Source organism: Planococcus halocryophilus (assembly GCF_001687585.2).
GTDB lineage: Bacteria > Bacillota > Bacilli > Bacillales_A > Planococcaceae > Planococcus > Planococcus halocryophilus.
The window spans coordinates 64,089-85,782 of record NZ_CP016537.2 but is presented as its reverse complement, the minus strand read 5'-3'; the positions used below and the strand labels follow the sequence as shown (position 1 = coordinate 85,782).

Below are 21,694 nucleotides of genomic sequence, written 5' to 3'. Positions count from 1 at the left end.
CTCATTCATGTATTTCTCTATTGTACACAATTTCTTACCATACTACATAAAAAAGCTGCCACTAATTAATAAGGATAGAATTTCCGTTACGACTCCATTTGTATGTCTCGTAAAAACGTTTCAACGTTGTTATACGATTTCCACAGACGAACACCGTCTGCTTCAAAGTTATCCACTACTTTAAATTCCGGATTTATTTCAAGCAACGGGACCACAACGAATGCTCTTTCATCCATTCTTGGATGCGGAACAATAAGCCTTTCACTTTGGATGTTATCTCGGTTATATAATAAAATATCAAGGTCTATCGTCCTCGGTCCCCACCTAACGATGCGCTTACGATTTAAATTTTTTTCAATCTCCTGGCACACATCCAACAAAGCGAATGCATCTAATTCCGTTTCGAGCTGAACGACCATATTTAGAAAAGGTTCCTGCTCTGCAAATCCGACGGGATCTGTTTCGTACAGAGAAGAGATGCGCGTAACTGTTATGGATGGAGATTTTGAAAGTTGCGATACAGCTTGCCTCAACATCTCGAAGCGGTTCCCCATATTAGAGCCTAACGACAAATAACTTTGGCTCATGCGAACTTTCCTCGCGTCAATTCAATCGCTACAGATTTATAGTGACCAGGAATCGGAGGATCTGGTTTGATCAACTGAACGCGTATGCCTTGCACTAAAGGAAATTCGACTAGAATTCGGCTAGCTACACTTTCTGCTACAGCTTCCACTAATTTCTTCGGCTCCCCCTCGACAATTGAACGACACGCTTCATAGACTTCTCCGTAATGTACCGTATGCTCTAGCGCATCAGTTTCTCCAGCTTGCTGCAAATCCACAGCTAACGATACCGTTAAGCGAAATCGTTGACCCAATTTCGTTTCCTCAGGGAACACTCCGTGATAACCATAAAACTCCATATCATTTACATGAATAAAATCCATTATTTCTCCTCCTCATATGGGCGTTTGCCTGTTAGTGCATCCATCATCCGCACCGCACGCACCGTTTCTTTCACGTCGTGAACTCGGACGATGTTACATCCTTGTGTGATGCCATAGCAAACCGTTGCGAGCGAACCTTCAAGCCGTTCTTCTACAGTAGTATCTAAAATTTTGCCAATGAATGACTTTCTAGAGGTACCAAGAAGCACCGGATAACCCAATTCCGCTATTCGTCCAATCGACTGAATTGCTTGAAGGTTTTGCTCTACCGATTTAACAAATCCCACACCTGGGTCGAGCCAGATTTTTTCTTTTGGAACTCCACCAGAAAGAGCGATCCCTATACTTTCAGTAAGACCTTCCACTAGATTTTCTTGGAAATTTGAATAAGCTGTATCGTTACTATTATGCATCAAGATGATTGGCACGTTCCATTTTGCCGCGACTTTTACAATCTCCGAATCGTATTTAGCTCCCCAAATATCATTAATAATATGGGCACCTGCCGCAATTGCTGCTTCCGCGACACGTGATTTATAGGTATCTACCGAAATTAATATGTTGAATTTTTGACGCAACTCCTTAATTACAGGAATGATGCGCCCAATCTCTTCTTCGTCTGAAATTTGCACATGACCTGGTCGAGTTGATTCACCACCTACGTCGATAATGTCCACCCCGTCCGCAATCATTTGCTCAGCATGCGTCAAAGCTTGTTCCACTCCACTATACTTTCCGCCGTCAGAAAAAGAATCAGGCGTAACGTTTAATATGCCCATAACGAGCGTTTTATCTTTAACATTGATTTCCACAGAATTCACCGTCCAACATTCGAATATGTATCATTAAGCGCGCCTTCATCTTACCTTATTTGAACTGTTTGTTTCCATAGAAAAAGAGCGGACGCTATGCCCGCTCTTTTTAACCGTTTAGTTAGATTCATCAAATTGGTAAAGAGGTGTGCTTAAGTAGCGTTCTCCGTTAGACGGAATGATCGCTAATACTTTTTTTCCTTTACCTAACCGTTTCGCAACTTGAAGCGCGGCGTAAATGGCTGCTCCTGAAGATACGCCCCCAAGAACCCCCTCTTCACGAGCCGCTTGACGCGCTGTATCATACGATTGATCGTTCGTTACTTGAATAATCTCATCGTATATTTTGGTATCGAGTACAGCAGGGATAAACCCAGCCCCAATTCCCTGGATTTTATGAGGTCCTGGCTTGCAACCTGATAAAACAGCTGAATCAGCAGGCTCTACTGCAACGATGCGAATTTCTGGATACTTTTCTTTTAATACTTGACCAGCACCTGTGATCGTTCCACCGGTACCAATTCCTGAAATAAATGCATCTAGTTGATCGCCCATTGTTTCAACGATTTCTGGACCTGTCGTTAACCGGTGAACTTCAGGGTTTGCTTCGTTATTAAATTGTTGCGGCATAAACCAACCATGTTCAGCTGCATTTTTCTCAGCAGTTTTAATCGCACCATTCGGACCATTCATACCGTCTGAACCTGGCGTTAAAATCAATTCAGCGCCATAAGCACGCAACAAGTTGCGACGCTCCATGCTCATCGTCTCTGGCATAACCAAAACAGATTTATAGCCTTTTGCAGCTGCAATCATCGCTAAACCAATTCCAGTGTTACCACTTGTTGGTTCGATAATTGTGTCGCCTTCTTTTAAATCTCCGGACTTTTCAGCCGCTTCAATCATTGCAAGTGCAATTCTATCTTTTACGCTGCTGCCTGGGTTGAAGTATTCTAATTTCAAATAAACGTCTGCATCTTCAGGACCTGTTAACCGATTTAACTTTACAATAGGTGTTTGTCCAATCAAATCAGTAATTGAATTTCCTACACGCGCCATTTTTCAACACTCCTAATCCCTAGTGATTTTGTCGACTTTAATGAAGCTAATGTTATCAATATGGCAGGTCTTTTGTCAAATTGCATGAATTCATAAAAAATAGACGTTTCGTTACGAAACGTCTAAGAACAGTTATTCTCCATAAAACCATTCAGCGTCAAATTCTTGCCAAAATGCTTCAGGGGTTACCGCTTGTGGCAATTGTTCTAGTGCTAGCTCACGGTTGATATGCCCTGCTACATCTTCATAAGAAAATGTTTGGCCATCCACTTTTTCTGTCACGGAAATAATGGCCGTTTTGCCGTTTTCCAGCGGCAGTGGTGAAGACCATCTGCCGACTTCTACTTTTGAAACCGCTTTAGCAATATTGGCATCCACACTTGGTTCGCCATTGGAAATATACCCAATATCTCCGCCAAGGTTACCTGTCGCACTGTCAATTGACCGCTCACGAGCAGTCGCTTCGAATGAAGAGCCTTTTTCAAGTTCTTTAATCGTCTCTTCTGCTTCTGCTGAAGAATTTAAAACGATGATGTGCGTACGATACGAATCTTTCACATCATAAAGCGACTCGTTATCGTCATAAAACGCTTTAATCTCTTCTTTTTCAATGACAACGTCTTTCGTTAGAACTTTTTCTAAAATTAATTGGGCTTTTATTTTTTCGCGTTGACGTGTATCGTCCACTGCATATAGCGAGGCTTCCGTACCATCTCGCGAAGAACGCACTAGTGCTAACTCCAAATCAATTTCTTTATCACTAACTTCAATGCCATAATCTTGAGCCGCAGTTGCCATTACTTTTTCATTGACTAACTCAAGTAAGGCTTCGCGGCCATGTTGCTCTTCCATAGAAGCTAACCACTCTTCTCGCGTGATTGCTTCCCCGCTGACAGAAGCGACTTTTTCCGCTTTGCCCGTATCGTTCGGAATTAACCAAGCAATCAACCATAAAATATTAAATAGCAATAATACCCCGATGATTGTTAGCACCGGTTTGGTTTTTAAATGTCGTTTAGGCTTGTCTGTACCTGCCGGCGGCACAGGTCGCCGGTTATTATAGTTGGAGCTCATTGATAAACGTCTCGAGTTCCTCTTTAGAATAATGATACGTTTCCAAGCAGAAATGACATTGTGCTTCCGCCATTCCATCTTCGTCGATCATGTCTTGAATTTCTTTTTTTCCAAGTCCAAGAATAGCAGTCGCAAAACGGTCTTTAGAACAATTGCAATCGAAATTCACCGGCATTTTATCAAGAATTCGGACATTTCCTTCTCCAAGTACTGCATCAAGAATTTCTTCTGGCGACAATCCGCGCTGAATCATATGAGAGACTGGTTCAATACCAGAAAGACGTTCTTCGATTTTCGTGATGGTTTCATCATCCGTATTTGGCATCAATTGAATGATAAATCCACCCGCTGCCAAAATCGAGTTGTCTGTACCTACTAAAACGCCTAGCCCTACTGATGAAGGCACTTGTTCTGAAGTAGCAAAATAATAGGTAAAGTCTTCAGCGATTTCACCTGAAACAATCGGTGTTTGACCCGTAAAATTATCGCGCATACCTAAATCTTTAACAACTGACATCATGCCGTTTGTTCCAACCGCACGACTAACATCTAATTTACCTTGCTCGTTTAAATCAAAATGAGTTTGCGGGTTAGAAACATATCCACGAACGCCACCTTTAGCATTGCTATCTACTAGTAATGCGCCGATAGGTCCGCCACCTTCAAACTTAATCGTTACTTTATCATCGCCTTTTAGCATAGCGCCGAGCATCACGCCACCTGTCATCGCTCGTCCTAAAGCTGCCGACGCGGTTGGCCACATCATATGGCGACGTTGTGCTTCTCCGACTGTTTTCGTGCTGTCTACTGCAAATGCACGGACACTCCCATTAAACCCGAGGCCGCGAACTAAATAATCTGACACATCTATCGTTCCTTTCTTTACGCTTGATTGCGTTTGTAAATTAAATATAGCCCTTTTAACGTTAAAAAAGGATCTACATAATCAATAATGGTTGTTTCGCCAGCAATTAAAAAAGCCATCCCACCAGTTGCAATAACTATCGGCTTTTCTTTGCTGTCTTTCTTCATGCGCGCGACAATTCCTTCTACTTGGCCAACATAACCATACACAATACCAGCTTGCATGGCAGAAATCGTATTTTTACCCACTACATGCTCCGGTGTAGCGATTTCAATCCGCGGAAGTTTAGCAGCACGAGCATAGAGCGCTTCTGTTGAAATATTAATACCGGGAGCAATGGCGCCTCCCATGTATTGTTGCTTTTCATTAATATAACAGAAAGTATTGGCAGTGCCAAAATCAACAATAATCAACGGACTCCCATATTCATGGATTGCCGCGACTGCATTTACGATTCGGTCAGTGCCTACTTCACGAGGATTATCATACTTAATGTTCAATCCTGTTTTAACACCAGGTCCAACTATCAACGGTTTTACTTGAAAATATTTTTGGCACATCCGCTCTAAAGTAGAGACAATTGGCGGGACGACAGACGACATAATAATACCTGTTACCGACGAAAAACTTAAATCAACGTCTCGTAGAAATGATTTAATTTGCATACCGTATTCATCTTCTGTTTTATGGCGGAGGGTTTCCATACGCCAATGGTGCATTAATTGATCTTGATCGTATACCCCTAGAACAATACTTGTATTTCCAGCATCCATTACCAAAATCATGTTTTAACCTCACTTATCGACGAATTTCCAACACATCATACCACAATTTAAAGAAAGCAAAAAGCTGATTGCCTTCCCTTTAGTAAGGGAATAGGCAACCAGCTCGTCACTTTTACTATTTGCGTTTTTCGTCAATCGAATCTCCTACTGAGTCCGTTTGTACGTCTTCTGAAGGCAAGTCTCCCGCTGAAGGATCAGCTGGTGCACCTATCGCTTCTGAAGTGTCGCTATCTTTTTTTAAATTTGTTTTACTTTCGTCTCCGAAATCACCGTTTAACGTTTCGTAATCTCGTTCAGGAAGCGTACCGTGATCTTTCAAATGCAGAATCTGACCTGCATCTAAAGTTTCCACTTCAAGCAATGTCGTCGCAATCAATTCAAGAAGTTCTTTCTTCTCAGTCAGAATTTCTTTCGTGCGAATGTATTGCTCTTTAATAATACGTTGCATTTCCTGATCAATTTCAAAAGCAATGGCATCTGAATAATTTTGTTCAGAGTTAAAGTCACGCCCTAAGAATACGTTACCGCCTTGCGCTGTACCGAATTGAACAGGACCGATTTTATCACTCATGCCGTATTCCGTTACCATGCTGCGGGCAATTGCCGTTGCACGTTGGAAATCGTTATGAGCGCCGGTTGATACTTCACCGAACATGATATCTTCTGCTACACGTCCGCCTAGTAAACCAGAAATCTTATCAAGCAATTCAGGTTTTGTCATAAAGTAACGATCTTCTTTTGGTAGCATAACAGCATAGCCGCCAGCTTGTCCGCGAGGAACGATAGTTACTTTGTGAACAGTTTCAGCGTCATCAAGCGTTAACCCGATAACCGTATGGCCCGCTTCGTGGAATGCCACGATATTGCGTTCTTTTTTCGAAATAACGCGGTTTTTCTTAGCAGGACCTGCGATAACGCGGTCAGAGGCTTCATCAAGATCAGACATATCAATTTTAAGTTTACTGCGACGAGCCGCAACAAGTGCTGCTTCGTTCAATAAGTTCTCTAAATCGGCACCTGAGAACCCAGGCGTACGCTGAGCGATTGCTTTTAAATCAACATTTTCGTCAAGCGGTTTATTGCGCGCGTGAACTTTAAGAACTTCTTCACGGCCTTTAACATCCGGACGACCTACAGTAATCTGACGGTCAAAACGTCCTGGACGAAGCAAAGCCGGATCCAGAATATCCGGACGGTTTGTTGCAGCAATAATAATAACGCCTTCGTTTGCACCAAAGCCATCCATTTCAACCAATAGTTGGTTTAATGTTTGCTCACGCTCATCGTGTCCACCACCGAGACCAGCGCCACGTTGGCGTCCAACTGCGTCGATTTCATCAATGAAAATGATACAAGGTGCATTTTTCTTCGCGTTTTCAAACAAATCACGAACTCGAGAAGCCCCAACACCGACGAACATCTCAACAAAGTCCGAACCACTGATAGAAAAGAATGGAACGCCTGCTTCTCCGGCAACAGCACGTGCTAGTAAGGTTTTACCGGTACCCGGAGGTCCAACAAGTAAAATACCTTTTGGAATACGAGCGCCAATGTCTGCGAATCTGCGCGGATCTTTCAAGAAATCAACAACTTCTACAAGTTCTTGTTTCTCTTCATCTGCTCCAGCTACGTCATTAAAGCGAACTTTTTGTTTTTGATCATCATATAACTTCGCTTTACTTTTACCAAAGTTCATCACACGACCGCCTCCGCCGCCTTGTGATTGATTAAGTAAGAAGAAGAAAAGGATGAAAATGATGATGAATGGAATGATACCTGTGAAAAATGAAACCCAACCACTTGTTTGTGGAGCTTTCAAATATTCAATCTCGACACCATCTTGTGCTTTTGCGACTGCATCAATTTCAGCAGTTAACGCTTCGTTTTCTATTGGAATATTCGTTACAAAAGATTGACCTTCTTCATATCCAGTCATTTTCCCTGTCACTTCATAAACCATAGCATCCGGTTGGATTGTAACTTCCTCAATCTCTCCATTTTCCAATGCTTCCAAAAATTCGTTATATCCTATATTTTCAGTCGGCTGGTTACTATTGTTAAAGGTACCCAGAATCCCGATAATAACTAGGAAAATCAGTAAATAAAATATGGTGTATCGAAATATCCGATTCATCCCGCGCCCCCTCATAAAGTTTCCCTAAAACTATACTAAATACTACCATAGGAACATTTCAGCATACAACGAAAAGGCCTTATTCTCGCTGTTTAATCGATAGACTGTGAACGATCGTTGTCTATTCTGCTTCTTCGCTATAAATTGAAGGCTTCAAAATTCCGATATACGGTAAATTCCGGTATTTTTCTGCGTAATCCAAGCCGTACCCAACAACAAATGCATCAGGCACTTCAAAACCAACATAATCCGCTTTCAAGTCTACTTTGCGCCCTGTTGGCTTATCCAATAAGGTAACGATTTTGATTGAGTTTGCTTTCCGGTACTTGAACAGGTCCACTAAATAGCTAAGTGTCATCCCGCTATCAATGATGTCTTCGATGATTAGAAGATCGCGCCCTTCAACACTCGCATTCAAATCTTTCACAATTTTAACTTCTCCAGAAGAAACAGTTGCGTTGCCATAACTCGAAACATCCATGAAATCCATTTCAATAAAACCGTCAATGCGTTTCATCAAATCTCCCATGAATGGCATTGCACCTTTTAAAACGCCGATAGCTAGTGGATATTTGCCTTTATAATCCTCTGTTAACGTCGCTCCTAGTTCACGTGCTTTGTCCTGCAATTGTTCTTCGCTAATTAATATTTCTTTAATGTCATTCTGTAACATGGTGGACCTCCTAGTATTCCTTGTTTTCATTTTATAAAAGTTTTTCAATTAGCACCCAATTGTCTCCATCGCGCTTTTGACGGCTAACGAGGGCGGATGGTCGTAAGCCTGGCACTAATAAAAGTTCATTTTTGTCAGTGGTGATGACAGGCCAACTTTCTCTCATAGGCACAGGGATTTTTTCATCAATCATTAAACGAGACAGTTTTTTTGGATGATTCATCCCCGTAAGTAGAATCCGATCACCCGGTTTTCTGCTTCGCAAAAAGAAACTGGCGTTTTCCGGTGCTTGAAAATACCAAGTTGTGGCATTTCCCGTTTGTTCTTGTCGAACAGTTGGCATCACCTTATACTGGCGGCCATGGTAAACAGGCGTCCAGTCAGCGGTAATGTTGATGGATGTCAGTCCAGTCACTATTTGTTGCGATTGGCGACTGAGAAAAACCGTGTCGTATTGGCGGATCGCTATATAATTTTGCGGCAAATGTAAAAAAACAGTGCCCGATGAACTTTGCATCATTTCCCGCATTTGTTCGGTCAGCTGTCTCGTTAACGGAACTTGCTTCGGATTATATAGATAGTTTAATAGTAGTAGAACCATTCTTTTTTGTAAAGCATACGCTTCAACTCTGAAACTTTTGGCAGATAAAATGATTTGTTCATTTTCCACTCTCATTATTTGTTTCAATTTCTGTTCGGCTAAATCCTGTAAAAACTGTTGATCTTGTTGCATATCTTCAGCTAGCTCCACAAAGTTTTGAGAAACATTGTTATTTTCTTCTTTTAAGAGCGGCAAAACTTTTTGGCGCAAACGATTCCGTGTATATGCCGCTTCAGCGTTACTCGAATCTTCACGATATGAAATGCCTTGCGCTTTTGCATATGCTGCAATTTGCTCTTTGACCACTGCCAATTGCGGGCGAATCAACTGACCGCCTCCAAACGGGCGACTAGCTAACATGCCAAACGAGCCATCCTGCAAACTACCTCGTACTCCTGACATCAAAATTGTTTCGAGTTGATCGTCCGCGTGATGGGCCGTAGCAAATTTAGTCGCACCGGTTTGTTCCATGACTTCGAGAAAATAACTATAGCGCTCAGTTCGGCATAATTGTTGCTTATTACCGCCCTTTTCTTCTAAAATCGCTGGAATGGGAATCGCTCGGCTAAAGCATTCAATGCCCCATTGTTTCGCTTTTTCTTCGGTAAACAAGCGATCTTTATGAGATTCTTCGCCTCTTAACATATGATCTACATGAACAGTCGCGACTGAAATACCTAGTTGGGCCTTTATTGAATTCAAGAAATAAAGTAAGACCATCGAATCAATTCCGCCTGAACAACCAACGAGTACCTTATCTCCAGCTTGCAGCAGTTTATGCTTGTTAATGTATTGCATCAGTAATACTTGAAAACTCCCCATTTCTTCATCTCACCTGCTTATCTCTGTCTTTAAAATCTGTCTAAAAAATATTGTGAATTGTAATTGACAGACGCATCTATCAATAGTATGCTATTAAATGTTCGTTTAAACAAGGCGGCGTAGCTCAGCTGGCTAGAGCGTACGGTTCATACCCGTGAGGTCGGGGGTTCGATCCCCTCTGCCGCCATCATAGTTTCATTTTAAAGCAGCGTCCTTCTAGGGCGCTGCTTTTTTTATTTCAAAAATTAATAGTAAAAAAAACGCTTCTCAAGTTGAGAAGCGTTTCAGTATAAATTTCAAGCTGTATTGAAGCATTTCCCTATACTATTAAAACAGCTAGCAAGTTAGCCTCTTTTTGCCCCTCTACCGCCACGTTTTGATTCAGTCGCGCGCTTTAAGGTCGTCATATTTTCTTCGCTATCTTTTAAGAACTTCGCCATTTTTGTTTCAAAGTTCTCTTTTGGAGCGCGATCAAATGAACGATTGTTGCTTGGGCGTGGTCGTTGTGGTCGTTCTGTGCTGCCGGCTGGTTGTGGCTTCGCTTTACGAATCGAAAGCCCAATCTTCCCGTCTGCTTCTACATTCATGACTTTCACTTCTACCATTTCGCCAACTTTAAGATGATCGTTAATATCTTTAACATAGTTGTCGGCTACTTCACTTATATGCACGAGGCCTGTTGCACCAGTTGGAAGCTGAACAAATGCTCCAAAGTTTGTAATACCTGTGACTTTACCTTCTAACTTGCTGCCTACTTCAATCGACATAAAAAAAATGCTCCTCCTTAAAATTTAAGGTGACTCCAAAGTGATATTGGGTCACGCTGTCATTTTGCGGGACTTGTCCCACTTTTTATTATAACCATCAAAAAAAGAGTGTCAACTGACTACTCTTTTTCTGATGGCTTTTCTTCATCTTTTTTTTCGTCATGTGGTGTAGTAAAAATGATTTCTCCTTCTTCTGATAGGAAGTAATCTTTACGCGCTAATTTAGCCAAATATTCTTCGTCGTTCAATAGCAAGATTTGTTCTTCTAGCTGATTTTGCTGCTTTTCAACTTGTTCAAGTTCTAGCAACGCTTCTTCACGAAGCTGCGCTTTTTCAGAAATAGTTTGTGTTTGTGCATAAATAGTCGACCCAATCCATATAGTTGCCATTAAAATCACAAACCCAAGTACTGCCAATCTTCTCATTAATCGAACTTTGTGAGCAGACTTGCGCTTTTCTTCGATTTCAACCGAACGGACATAGTCATTGCGAATTGAGGTGACTTCGCGCTTTTCAGCTGTGTTATCTCTCTTCAAACTCATGACCCGCTCTCCCTTCATACTAACTTTGTCATTATTATACATGAAATGCCCTAAGATTATAAGCGTTTTCAATAATTTTCCCTTTTTTCACTTCTTTCTTCGATAAGGACTTACGACTGATTTTTATTTCATTATAAAAATACAGTTGACTTAATTTTTATACAGACATATAATACTTATCATTATCTTTTCACTTAACATTCAAGGGAATTTCAATGAAAACCAAAAAAAAGATTTTATAAATATACATTATCAATGAATAAAACAGGGGTGAAAGAATGTCAGGTACAGTAACGTTAGCAAATGGAAAAGTATTTAATGGTAAGTGGCACGGCAAAGCTTCTGCAATTCAAGGAGAAATTGTCTTTTTCACAGGCATGACTGGTTACGAAGAAGTTTTAACAGATCCATCGTACAAAGGGCAAATCATTGTATTTTCTTATCCTCTTATTGGACAATACGGAATCCAATCGCTTTATGCACAATCTGATCTGATTCAAGCAGCCGGCATTATTGTTGCGAACTTATATGAAGGACCGCTTTGCAATGAAGCCCTCTCACTCGCTGCGTTTGCCAATAACCACAGCATTCCGATTTTAAGCGGTGTTGATACGCGCTCTGTTATCCAAAACATTCGCGATTCCGGCACGATGCAATCGCAATTGCTGCACGAGTCTTTCTCCGAATTAGCTTGGGAGCCGGTGCAAACGCATTTCTTCTCTGCTACTCAAACAACACAAGAGCTTCTAACAATCGGAAACGGTGCGACGCATATTGGGTTGATTGATTTCCATTATAAATCGTCCATCTTGAAACAATTGCTGCTACTTGATTGCAAAGTGACGATCATTCCTTATGCAACCTCAACAGAACAGCTCGATTCTCTCAGCCTTGATGGTCTGCTATTCTCAAATGGTCCTGGAGACCCCGCAGCTCTTCAACAGCTGTTTCCGACATACCGCGATTGGGCAGAGCGATATCCGAGTTTTGGCATTTGTCTTGGCCATCAAGTACTAGCTTCCGCATTTGGCGCGAAAACGACGAAGCTCGCCTACGGTCACCGCGGAGCGAATCACCCTGTAATGAACTTGCAAACAAAACGCGTCAGCATGAGTTCACAAAATCACAGCTATGTCGTCGAAAGCGATAGCCTTACACCCACACCTTTTTCGGTTCTTTATAAAAATGTCAACGACGGCAGTATCGAAGGACTTGTTCACGATACCTTACCAGTAACTACCGTCCAATTTCATCCAGAAGCAGCACCTGGTCCAACTGACCATCTTGAATTATTCGAGCAATTTTTACATGTAGCGAAGCAGCAAGAAGGAGTGAAAGTCCATGCCTAAGCACGAACACATAAAAAAAGTATTGGTCATTGGCTCAGGTGCCATTGTCATCGGACAAGCCGCTGAATTCGATTATTCTGGCACACAAGCTTGTGTCGCATTAAAAGAAGAAGGCGTGGAAGTCATCTTAATCAATAATAATCCTGCGACGATCATGACCGATCAATCTATTTCCGATAAAGTCTACTTCGAACCGCTAACGTTAGATAGCGTCACTGCCATTATCGAAAAAGAACGACCGGATGGTTTGCTTGCGACAGTTGGCGGGCAAACTGCCTTAAACTTAGCAATGGCTTTATCTGATTCAAGTATTTTAACGAAATATGGTGTTGCGTTACTGGGTACGGATATGAAAGCCATTAAACAAGCGGAAGATCGTGAACAATTCCGCTCTTTGATGAATCAACTAGGCGAGCCGGTTCCTGATAGCGACATTATTTATTCGATTGAAGGCGCTTTGGAATTTGCGGAATCCGCGGGCTACCCACTCATCGTGCGTCCAGCTTATACGCTTGGCGGCTTTGGTGGCGGTATTGCTCAAGATGAAAAATCCTATATTGACTTAGTCAAACAAGGATTAAGTGCCAGTCCCATCAAGCAATGTCTGGTCGAAATCAGTATTGCTGGCTATAAAGAAATCGAATATGAAGTAATGCGTGACGCAGACGGAACGTGTATCACGATTTGCAATATGGAAAACTTCGATCCCGTCGGTGTGCATACAGGTGACTCAATTGTCGTAGCACCTAGTCAAACATTAAACGATAAAGATTTCCATATGTTGCGTAGTTCCTCGATTCATATTATTAAAGCGCTTGGCATTATTGGTGCCTGTAATGTACAGTTTGCGCTACATCCTGAAACTTCCGCTTATTATTTAATCGAAGTTAACCCGCGCGTGAGTCGTTCATCTGCTCTCGCTTCAAAAGCAACCGGTTATCCGATTGCTAAAATTGCAGCGAAGTTGGCACTTGGCTATCAATTAGCAGAATTAAAAAACCCAGTGACGGGCACTACATTTGCTAGTTTCGAGCCAGCACTCGATTACGTAGCGGTTAAAATTCCGCGTTGGCCATTTGATCAATTCCCACAAATCGAACGCAAGCTGGGTACACAAATGAAAGCTACTGGTGAAGTTATGGCAATTGAACGTAGCATGGAAGCGGCTTTGCAAAAAGCCATTCGTTCACTCGAGTTGCCAATCGACGGCTTCCGCTTACCTGCTCTTAGCAATTTTTCAACAGAAAATTTATGCGAATTGGCTGTTAAAGCCGATGATCGTCGCCTGTTCGTACTTTTCGAATTATTGATACGTGGCAAACCGATTGATTTTTTACATGGCATCACAGGCATTACCCCCTACTTCTTATGGGTGATGAACAATATCGTTGAAGAATGGCAGAAACTTCAACAAACCGACTGGAACAACATGACACGCGCACGCTTGCTTCAAGCAAAGACATTAGGTTTTAGCGATCAACAACTAGCAGATTTATGGAATGTTTCGTGTTCTGAAGTTTGGGGGCAACGTAGGCTTTGGCAAGTAACTCCTGCTTATCGCATGATTGATACGTGCGCTGCTGAATTTTCGTCAAATACCAATTATTTTTATTCGAGTTGGCAAGGTGCTTCAGATGTCAGCCGACCTCACCATAAGAAAAAAGTAGCGGTGATCGGATCGGGTCCAATTCGCATTGGTCAAGGCATCGAATTTGATTATTGCTGTGTACACAGTGTTTTAGCCGCTCAAAAACTCGGTTATGAAGCGATTATGATTAATAATAATCCTGAAACCGTCAGCACTGATTACGAAATAGCAGACGCGCTGTACTTTGAACCAATTACTCCGGAAGACATTTTGAATGTGTTGGACTTTGAAGGCATCAATCAAGTCATTCTTCAATTTGGTGGACAAACTTCACTGAATGTAGCAGCAGCTTTAGAAAGCGCGGGCATTACGGTTCTCGGCTCGACAGTGGATTTACTAGACCAAATGGAAGACCGCGATCGCTTTTATGCATTTTTGGAATCGATTGACTTACCGACCATTCCTGGTAAAACTGCGCTGAATGCCACCGATGTTATACCGGCAGCTCGTTCACTCGGCTTCCCCGTGTTATTGCGTCCCTCTTACGTTATCGGTGGGCGCGGCATGGTTGTGTTAGCGAATGAAAAAGAACTGACTGATTGGTTGCACGAAACGACAATGGCGTTCCCTGTATTGGTCGATCATTTTGTTACTGGAAAAGAAGTCGAAGCGGATATTTTAACCGATGGCGACAATGTTTGGGTATCGGCTATTTTCGAGCACGTTGAAGGAACCGGTGTTCATTCTGGTGATAGCATCTCGGTTACACCACCTGTTTCATTATCAGAATATGCCTTGCAAGAACTAACTGAAACAGCAAAACACATCGCCACAAACATGGACTATACCGGCTTATTTAATATCCAATTTGTTTACGAAGACAATCAATTATTCGTTATGGAAATTAATCCGCGAGCATCACGTACTGCGCCAATCAGCTCGAAAATAACTGATGTACCACTCGTTCAACATGCTACGGCTTTATTGTTAGGCGTACCGTTTGAAGAACTGGCCATTGAAGAGAGTTTCAACGGACAACCTGAATATACTGTAAAAGCGCCGGTCTTCTCTCATATTAAACTACCTGGCTTGTCTCCTGTTCTATCACCCGAAATGATGTCGACAGGCGAAGTGATTGGATCAAGTTCAGATTTAGATTTAGCGTTAGCAAAAGCGCTAGGCGGTGCTTCTGTTCAATTGGCTGACTTGGCTAAAGGTGGCACATTATTTGTTGCAGAATCATCGATCGATCACGTGGACAGCACTTTATGGAAAACGCTTGGACACGTTATCGTCACCGAAAGTACTCAGTCTTTTGATGACTGGTTACAAACAGAAAATAAAAAAGCGTATATCGATTTTTCTCCTGACCCGGACAGTACAAATGCTAAACAGGCGGCAATCCACCGTCTCCACGTGTGGACACGCCCTGAAACAATGGCTGCGTTTAACGGCAGCTTAACATCTACCTTATTACCGAAAGGAGTGCTTGCAAAATGACTATGGCGATTCCATTTGCCCCATCAATTATTCAAGAAGACTTTTTGTCGCTAAAAGATTACAGCACAACTGAATTGATGGATTTGCTGAATCTGGCTATTGAATTAAAAAAACCTGAAAACAAACATTTGCCACTGTTAAAAGGAAAAGTGCTCGGCATGATTTTTGAAAAATCCTCTACCCGTACGCGCGTTTCATTTGAAGCCGGAATGCTTCAACTTGGAGGCCACGCCATGTTCTTGAGTTCGCAAGATACACAACTCGGACGCGGTGAAACCATTGCTGATACTGGACGCGTTTTGTCAGGTTATTTGGACGGGTTGATGATTCGTACATATCACCAATCAACGGTTCAAGAACTAGCGGATTTCAGTTCGATTCCAGTGATCAACGGCTTAACCGACGATTACCATCCATGCCAAGTGATGGCTGATTTAATGACGATGCTCGAGCATTTCGGGACGTTAAAAGGCAAGAAAATGGCCTACATCGGAGATGGTAACAATATGGCCAACTCATTGATGATTGGGGCCGCTAAAGTCGGTATGGATATTAGCATTGCTTCTCCTGCTAACTATGCCCCTACACCAGAAATGGTTGCTTTAGCAAAAGATATTGCGCAATATACAGGTTCGACCATTGAAATTACGGATAACCCGGAAAAAGCGGTTACTGGTAGTGACGCCGTTTATACAGACGTTTGGGCGAGCATGGGGCAAGAACAAGAAACCATTGAACGCCTAGAACATTTCCAAGGGTTTCAAGTAAACGAAGAACTCATCAAGTATGCCAATAAAGACTTTATCTTTATGCATTGCTTGCCTGCTCACCGCGAGGAAGAAGTGACCACTGCTATTTTAGAAGGTCCGCATTCGGTCATTTTTCAGCAATCTGAAAATCGTTTACATGCACAAAAAGCGGTACTTGTTGCATTGATGGGCGATAAATAAACACCAAAAAACCTTAGGAATTTTTGATTCCTAAGGCTTTTTTTATTTCCCAGTAACATTCACATATTCTTCTAAAGTCTTGTCGCTATTTTTCACTTTGAGAGCCAATTCAGATCCTATATAACGGTAATGCCAAGGCTCATACATATAGCCGGTAATTTTTTCTTTGCCTTTAGGATACCGAAGAATAAATCCGTACTGGTGAGCGTTCACCGCAAGCCATTTGCCTTCTTTTGTCGTGGCAAACGATTCTTTCAGCCATTGCGATTGATTGCTACCACCCAAGTCGAACGCTAATCCCATTTGATGTTCACTATAACCAGGTTTTGCGCTAAACCGATTGGCTTCTGCTGTTCCATGCTTGCGGACGTAATTATTATAAAGTTCTTTTTGACGATTATACGACCGAAATGTACTAAAAGCCGTCAACTGAACTGCTTGCTTTTTCGCCGCAACGACCATAGCATCTACGGCTTTTTGCGCCAGTTTATTAACTCCTGGGTTATAGCTAGAGGGCAGGCCGTATTTTTTGTTGACGATTAACACGCCCGCTGCATAAGTTCCGGGTGTCTTTGTAGATGGTGCTGGATAAGCAATTTGGGGGCTAGCTGCTTTATCACTTAAGTAAGCGGAATTGACCCATCCCGTCTTGCTGCCATATTTCACTGTATACCAAGTGCCTTCTTTGCTAATGTATTCAACTTTTCCCCCTTTAGGGATAGAGCCCACAAGAGAACTACTCGCATTTGGTTTTGAGCGCATATTTAATTGATCAGTCGTTATGTAAGTCACAGGCGACTCCACTTTTTTTGACGCAAGCGGGAATTTTTCAGGAGCTAAAAGACGCGCCATAAACGCCGCGAAATGCCGACGTTGCAAAGATTCTTTTGGTTTGAATGTTCCACCAGGATATCCATTCGTCACACCTGCTGTTGCCAAACGACTAATATAAGCATTAGCCCAATACGAAGAACTAACATCGGTAAAAGCAACATGTTTATCTGCTTTTAATTGATAAGCTAGCGTTAAAATCTTAGCCATTTCTCCACGTGTTAGTTGACCTTTTGGATCAAAATATTTTATGCCTTCCTTCGTTTCTTTCCCTTCAATAAAACCTAGTTTCACCGCTTTGGCCACTTCATCATATCCTGATGCATCAGGTGTTAAGTCCGCAAAGCCAGGATCCGTGCCTACGGTATCTTTATCATCTAATTCACGCAAAATCATTCGGACAGCATCTAACCGTGTAATCGCAGCTGCTGGCTTAAAACTACCATCCGGAAACCCTTTGATAATGCCTAACCCTGTTAGAAAATCAACTTCTTCATTAAAACTTGTAACGTCTTTAAAAGAACTTGCAGCATGACTCGGCTCCGGGACTAGTGTTAAAGCCAATAACAATGTTGCAAATGCTAATCCAAGTTTCTTATTTAACGACTTTTTCGGCAATCTCATCAATTCCTCTCAGTAACCCCTTTTGTCGGATATAACTTATTGCCATTATAATCTAAAAAAACCTGCACAAGGCAGGTTTTTTTCAGAGTGTTAAATAAGTTAATACCCTAGTATATTTCATCAAACCAACTAATTTTATTAGTTAGAAACCAAGTGACCTGATTAGTATTTGGAGAAGCATTCGCTCGACTCCTGTGGGAATAGCGGGTTTGAGGGACCCCGCAGAGAGCGTGAGCGAACGAGGAGGCTCGATGCCCGCCCCACGGAAAGCGAGCGATAAGCTTCGGAAAATACGGTTATTCAGGACTTTCTCCACAGTATAAAAAAACCTGCTCAAGCCAGGTTTTTATGCTTCGTCATCAATAAATTCAGGTTCTACTTTTTCTAGCTTTTCCTCGTTTAAAATCGTGTACATGTTCACTGTATCTTCTTTTTTCGCGACTTCTTTTAACATATCAATACGCACCGTTACGACTTTTTGACCAAAACGGATTTGCAACTCGTCATTTTCTTTAATAACCGAACTTGCTTTTGCTTTGTTGCCATTCACTGTGATACGTCCTTGGTCCGCTACTTGCTTAGCTAATGTACGACGCTTAATCAAGCGGGATACTTTTAAAAATTTATCGAGTCTCATTTTAGTCTTCCTTTCTTGCCAATAGTTTGGCTTGGTTCCAAAATGCATCTAACTGCTCTAGCGAATAATCGCTAAAATCACCGGTTCCTTTTTTTACTTGCTGTTCGACATAATGGAAACGACTTTGGAATTTACGGTTTGCTTGCATCATCGCTTCTTCCGGTGACAAATCAAAGAACCGTGCAAGATTCACTAACGTAAACAGCAAATCGCCCAATTCATCTAATTGACGAGCTTTGGAACCATTCGCTACTTCTTGTTGGAACTCCTGCAATTCTTCATGGAATTTATCCCAAGCAGATGCCGCGTCCGGCCAAGTAAAGCCTACTTTTGCTGCTTTTTTTTGATAATTAAACGATGTCGTTAAAGAAGAACTAAAGCGTTCTTGACCTTCTAGTAAAGAATCCACTGCCGGCTTTTCCTGTGCTTTAATTTCCTGCCAATTGGCGATTACTTGCTCGGAATCTTCAGCCGACACGTCACCAAAAACGTGAGGATGACGACGAATCATTTTCGCACTGATGGCTTCAAGTACATCTTCTATTTGGAAATAGCCGTTATCTTGACCGATTTGAGCATGCAAGAACACTTGCAACAATACATCCCCGAGTTCATCGACAATTGCTTCATCATCTTCTTCTTGAATTGCTTGAAGCAATTCATGTGCTTCTTCGATTAAATGCGGACTCAATGATTCATGCGTCTGCTCACGATCCCACGGGCAACCTTCAGGGCTTCTTAGCTTCGCAATGATGCTACGGAACGTTTGCCATTCTTTTAGACGCTCGTTTTGTTCTGCTGCTGGTGGTACGTAGACCGTCGTTAAATTATTCACTTCCGTCGAACGATCTAATTCATGAAGGGGTACGGTACGTAATACTTCGTCCACTGATCCTGCTGCCGTAACGATTGTCACCGGGTAATCATCCGGGTATTTTTCCATGAGCGTTAACTTTACTTCAGACGCACTAAAGCTGTCATACACTTGCGCAATTAACAAATGTTGCGTCATATTTACTTGGTCGCTGGTCATTTCAGTGCCATCCATTAATTGAAAGCCTTCGATTGGGTCGATGCGAAGTGCACCGAACAAAGAATCCAAAAAACTATGCCCGCCTTCGATTGATAACTGGCAGCGTCCTTGTTTTTCGGCTTCGATCAAGTTTTGCACCGTTTGTTCCGCTACTAATGGGTGACCCGGAACTGCGTAAATAATCGAATGTTTATCGGATAACCCAATTAAAGTTTCGGCAATTTCTGCATATACCGGACTAAAACTATCGTGTTTTTCGTACACCTCGTCAAAACTTGTAAACACTACGCCTTCTTCTGCTAATTCTGTTAATACCGGATGGTCCTCAGTCCGCACATATAAATTTGTCGCGGCTTTTAGTTTCTTATACACGCCGAGTGGCAATTGATCTAAATCTCCGGCTCCAAGACCGATTATGTGAATCGTATTCATTGCTTTTCACCTTTTTTCTTTGAGTTTATTGCTAATTGCAATTTGGCCAGCTTACGACCAAGTGGAATGATATACCATTCTTTTTCCGTAATGATTCGACTTTTGCCAATGATGGCCATAAAGACGAAAGCGCCGAGTGGAACAGCCGTCACCGTAGTAAGTGCTGCGCTAACGCGGCTTGATGAACCGGCAAATAAAAAACTATCCGCCAAAAGTAACCACCCTAACACTACAGCAGACATGGCCATCCCAGCTCCCACAAGCCAGCTATAATAAGAAACAGGTGCAAATTGCAATGGCCACACTTTTTTAAAATACAAGAGTAAACCAAAAACAATTAACGCTAAACCGATATTTCCAGCTACAGCCGCTCCCGCTATTCCCCAAATAGGCAATAGCAGTAAGTTGCAAATGACTTTCACCACTAAGCCTGATATTAACAATACAGCCGGTACCCTTACCTTACCAAGTCCGTGAAGCATCGCTGTCATGATGAGTAATAAAGACATCCATACAATTTGCCAACTAAAAATGATTAAGGTCCATGACTGTTCGCGCGTTTTAAATAAGGTTTCATTGACATAAGGCATAACGAAAGTAAGTCCAACTGCAGCAGCGAACGCAAACAAAAACGATACACGAAAAGCTAAACGTGCATACATATCAGCTGATCGCCCGCTCACATTCCGAGAAGTTCGCGCGACTAACGGAACAATTGCCAATGTAAGCGAAGTGGCGATTAAAATACCGAACTGCACCAATGGCTGACCGCGATCGTATACTCCTTTTTGCTCCATCGCTGTCAATCGAGCTAGACCGCTTTCTTCTAACAAACGAAAAACAGTAAACGAATCTACCAATTGAAAAAGCACCAAAATTAATGAACTCATACTGACACTTAAACTGATGGCGGTCATTTCTTTAACCACGGGCCAAGTTCGGACTGTAGAGTGCTGGTTTAAAAAACCAAAATGACGACGGAAATACAGCGATAACAAGACAACGGCTCCAAGACCACCTGCAACAGCACCAAGCATCGCCATTTGACCTGCCACATACAAAGAAAATCCCTGCGAAATCACAATCCACGTACCAATTAATATAACTGAGACACGTAAACCTTGTTCGATAACTTGCGCATAGGCAACGGGTGCCATATTATTGCTCGATTGAAAAAAGCCTTTTAGCATGGCGAGAGGCGCCATTAATAAAACGGCAAATGCCCCTACTCTTAGCAAGCTATCCAGTTTTCCATCGCCCATCCAGCCCGCGAGCAGTTCTGCGCCGAAAAACAATAAAACAAATACTGTAAGAGAAATGGCGGCTACATACATAAATGCAATGCGTAAAATTTCCCGGTGCGCGGACTGATCACTATCTGCTAATAATTTGGAGATTGCCACGGCAAAGCCGTAAGAAGTCCATATGCCAAAGATGGCGACAAATGGATACACTTGCTGGTAAATATAAAAGCCTTGGTCTCCAACAAGGTTTTGAAAAGGCACTCGGTAAATGGCACTGAGCAATTTTACGATAAACCCTGCAATTGTTAGTAAGACCGCACCTTTCATAAATGATTTCATTGTGCCTTCATTGTTCAAAGGACCCACTCATCTCTTTCTGACATTAATGTTATGGTTTGTTGCTATAAACCGCTTCGGCGCTTT

At 42.1% G+C, this 21,694-nt stretch carries 19 protein-coding genes and 1 tRNA gene; 4 read left to right on the top strand and 16 right to left on the bottom strand.

Features of this window, described 5'->3' with window-relative positions; all coding sequences use genetic code 11:
* Positions 1-86: 86 nt before the first annotated feature.
* From folK to tilS, 10 genes are all read right to left on the bottom strand, one after another.
* Complete coding sequence (gene folK, locus BBI08_RS00375) at positions 87-587, bottom strand: 2-amino-4-hydroxy-6-hydroxymethyldihydropteridine diphosphokinase (protein ID WP_008498550.1); 501 nt, start codon at positions 585-587, stop codon at positions 87-89.
* Positions 584-949 carry a dihydroneopterin aldolase gene (gene folB, locus BBI08_RS00370; protein ID WP_008498551.1) on the bottom strand — a complete coding sequence of 122 codons (366 nt, stop codon included), beginning with the start codon at positions 947-949 and terminating at the stop codon, positions 584-586. The genes folK and folB overlap by 4 nt, the downstream gene beginning before the upstream one ends.
* Positions 949-1,761 carry a dihydropteroate synthase gene (gene folP, locus BBI08_RS00365; RefSeq protein WP_008498552.1) on the bottom strand — a complete coding sequence of 271 codons (813 nt, stop codon included), beginning with the start codon at positions 1,759-1,761 and terminating at the stop codon, positions 949-951. Before folP ends, folB begins: the two co-directional genes overlap by 1 nt.
* Positions 1,762-1,878: 117 nt before the next feature.
* Positions 1,879-2,820: a cysteine synthase A gene (cysK, locus tag BBI08_RS00360; RefSeq protein WP_065528386.1), complete on the bottom strand. Its 942-nt coding sequence runs from the start codon at positions 2,818-2,820 to the stop codon at positions 1,879-1,881.
* A gap of 132 nt (positions 2,821-2,952) precedes the next feature.
* Complete coding sequence (locus BBI08_RS00355) at positions 2,953-3,894, bottom strand: peptidyl-prolyl cis-trans isomerase (protein ID WP_065528385.1); 942 nt, start codon at positions 3,892-3,894, stop codon at positions 2,953-2,955.
* Positions 3,878-4,759 carry an Hsp33 family molecular chaperone HslO gene (hslO, locus tag BBI08_RS00350; RefSeq protein ID WP_008498556.1) on the bottom strand — a complete coding sequence of 294 codons (882 nt, stop codon included), beginning with the start codon at positions 4,757-4,759 and terminating at the stop codon, positions 3,878-3,880. The genes BBI08_RS00355 and hslO overlap by 17 nt, the downstream gene beginning before the upstream one ends.
* Positions 4,760-4,776: 17 nt before the next feature.
* Positions 4,777-5,544 carry a type III pantothenate kinase gene (locus tag BBI08_RS00345; RefSeq protein WP_008498557.1) on the bottom strand — a complete coding sequence of 256 codons (768 nt, stop codon included), beginning with the start codon at positions 5,542-5,544 and terminating at the stop codon, positions 4,777-4,779.
* A 115-nt stretch (positions 5,545-5,659) separates the two neighbouring features.
* On the bottom strand, positions 5,660-7,678 hold the full coding sequence (ftsH, locus tag BBI08_RS00340) for an ATP-dependent zinc metalloprotease FtsH (RefSeq protein ID WP_040851051.1): 2,019 nt from the start codon (positions 7,676-7,678) through the stop codon (positions 5,660-5,662).
* A 121-nt stretch (positions 7,679-7,799) separates the two neighbouring features.
* A complete protein-coding gene (hpt, locus tag BBI08_RS00335) occupies positions 7,800-8,351 on the bottom strand; it encodes a hypoxanthine phosphoribosyltransferase (protein ID WP_008498559.1) in 552 nt (183 codons plus the stop codon).
* Positions 8,352-8,382: 31 nt separating this feature from the next.
* Positions 8,383-9,774 carry a tRNA lysidine(34) synthetase TilS gene (tilS, locus tag BBI08_RS00330; protein ID WP_065528384.1) on the bottom strand — a complete coding sequence of 464 codons (1,392 nt, stop codon included), beginning with the start codon at positions 9,772-9,774 and terminating at the stop codon, positions 8,383-8,385.
* A 113-nt stretch (positions 9,775-9,887) separates the two neighbouring features.
* On the opposite strand from tilS, the gene BBI08_RS00325 reads away from it, so the two are divergent.
* Positions 9,888-9,961 (top strand) — tRNA-Met (locus tag BBI08_RS00325).
* A 157-nt stretch (positions 9,962-10,118) separates the two neighbouring features.
* Here BBI08_RS00325 and BBI08_RS00320 read toward each other — a convergent pair.
* Positions 10,119-10,541, bottom strand: coding sequence for a S1 domain-containing RNA-binding protein (locus BBI08_RS00320; RefSeq protein WP_008498560.1), 423 nt, complete (start codon positions 10,539-10,541; stop codon positions 10,119-10,121).
* 119 nt (positions 10,542-10,660) lie between these two features.
* Positions 10,661-11,083, bottom strand: coding sequence for an FtsB family cell division protein (locus BBI08_RS00315; protein ID WP_008498561.1), 423 nt, complete (start codon positions 11,081-11,083; stop codon positions 10,661-10,663).
* Between the two features lie 278 nt (positions 11,084-11,361).
* On the opposite strand from BBI08_RS00315, the gene BBI08_RS00310 reads away from it, so the two are divergent.
* From BBI08_RS00310 to argF, 3 genes are read left to right on the top strand one after another with little or no spacing between them, the layout of a single operon-like run.
* On the top strand, positions 11,362-12,432 hold the full coding sequence (locus BBI08_RS00310; protein WP_008498562.1) for a carbamoyl phosphate synthase small subunit: 1,071 nt from the start codon (positions 11,362-11,364) through the stop codon (positions 12,430-12,432).
* Complete coding sequence (locus BBI08_RS00305) at positions 12,425-15,520, top strand: carbamoyl-phosphate synthase (glutamine-hydrolyzing) large subunit (RefSeq protein WP_065528383.1); 3,096 nt, start codon at positions 12,425-12,427, stop codon at positions 15,518-15,520. The genes BBI08_RS00310 and BBI08_RS00305 overlap by 8 nt, the downstream gene beginning before the upstream one ends.
* Complete coding sequence (argF, locus tag BBI08_RS00300; RefSeq protein WP_065528382.1) at positions 15,517-16,470, top strand: ornithine carbamoyltransferase; 954 nt, start codon at positions 15,517-15,519, stop codon at positions 16,468-16,470. Before BBI08_RS00305 ends, argF begins: the two co-directional genes overlap by 4 nt.
* Before the next feature lie 42 nt (positions 16,471-16,512).
* Here the strand turns inward: argF and BBI08_RS00295 are convergent, their stop codons facing one another.
* The 4 genes from BBI08_RS00295 to BBI08_RS00280 form a co-directional block, all read right to left on the bottom strand.
* Positions 16,513-17,925 carry a D-alanyl-D-alanine carboxypeptidase family protein gene (locus BBI08_RS00295; RefSeq protein WP_065528381.1) on the bottom strand — a complete coding sequence of 471 codons (1,413 nt, stop codon included), beginning with the start codon at positions 17,923-17,925 and terminating at the stop codon, positions 16,513-16,515.
* A gap of 346 nt (positions 17,926-18,271) precedes the next feature.
* Entirely contained in the window at positions 18,272-18,562 is a 291-nt protein-coding gene (locus tag BBI08_RS00290) for an RNA-binding S4 domain-containing protein (protein WP_008498568.1), read from the bottom strand.
* A 1-nt stretch (position 18,563) separates the two neighbouring features.
* Entirely contained in the window at positions 18,564-20,027 is a 1,464-nt protein-coding gene (yabN, locus tag BBI08_RS00285; protein WP_065528380.1) for a bifunctional methyltransferase/pyrophosphohydrolase YabN, read from the bottom strand.
* Positions 20,024-21,628, bottom strand: a complete 1,605-nt coding sequence (locus BBI08_RS00280; RefSeq protein WP_083383332.1) for a putative polysaccharide biosynthesis protein — start codon at positions 21,626-21,628, stop codon at positions 20,024-20,026. Before BBI08_RS00280 ends, yabN begins: the two co-directional genes overlap by 4 nt.
* Positions 21,629-21,694 lie beyond the last annotated feature (66 nt).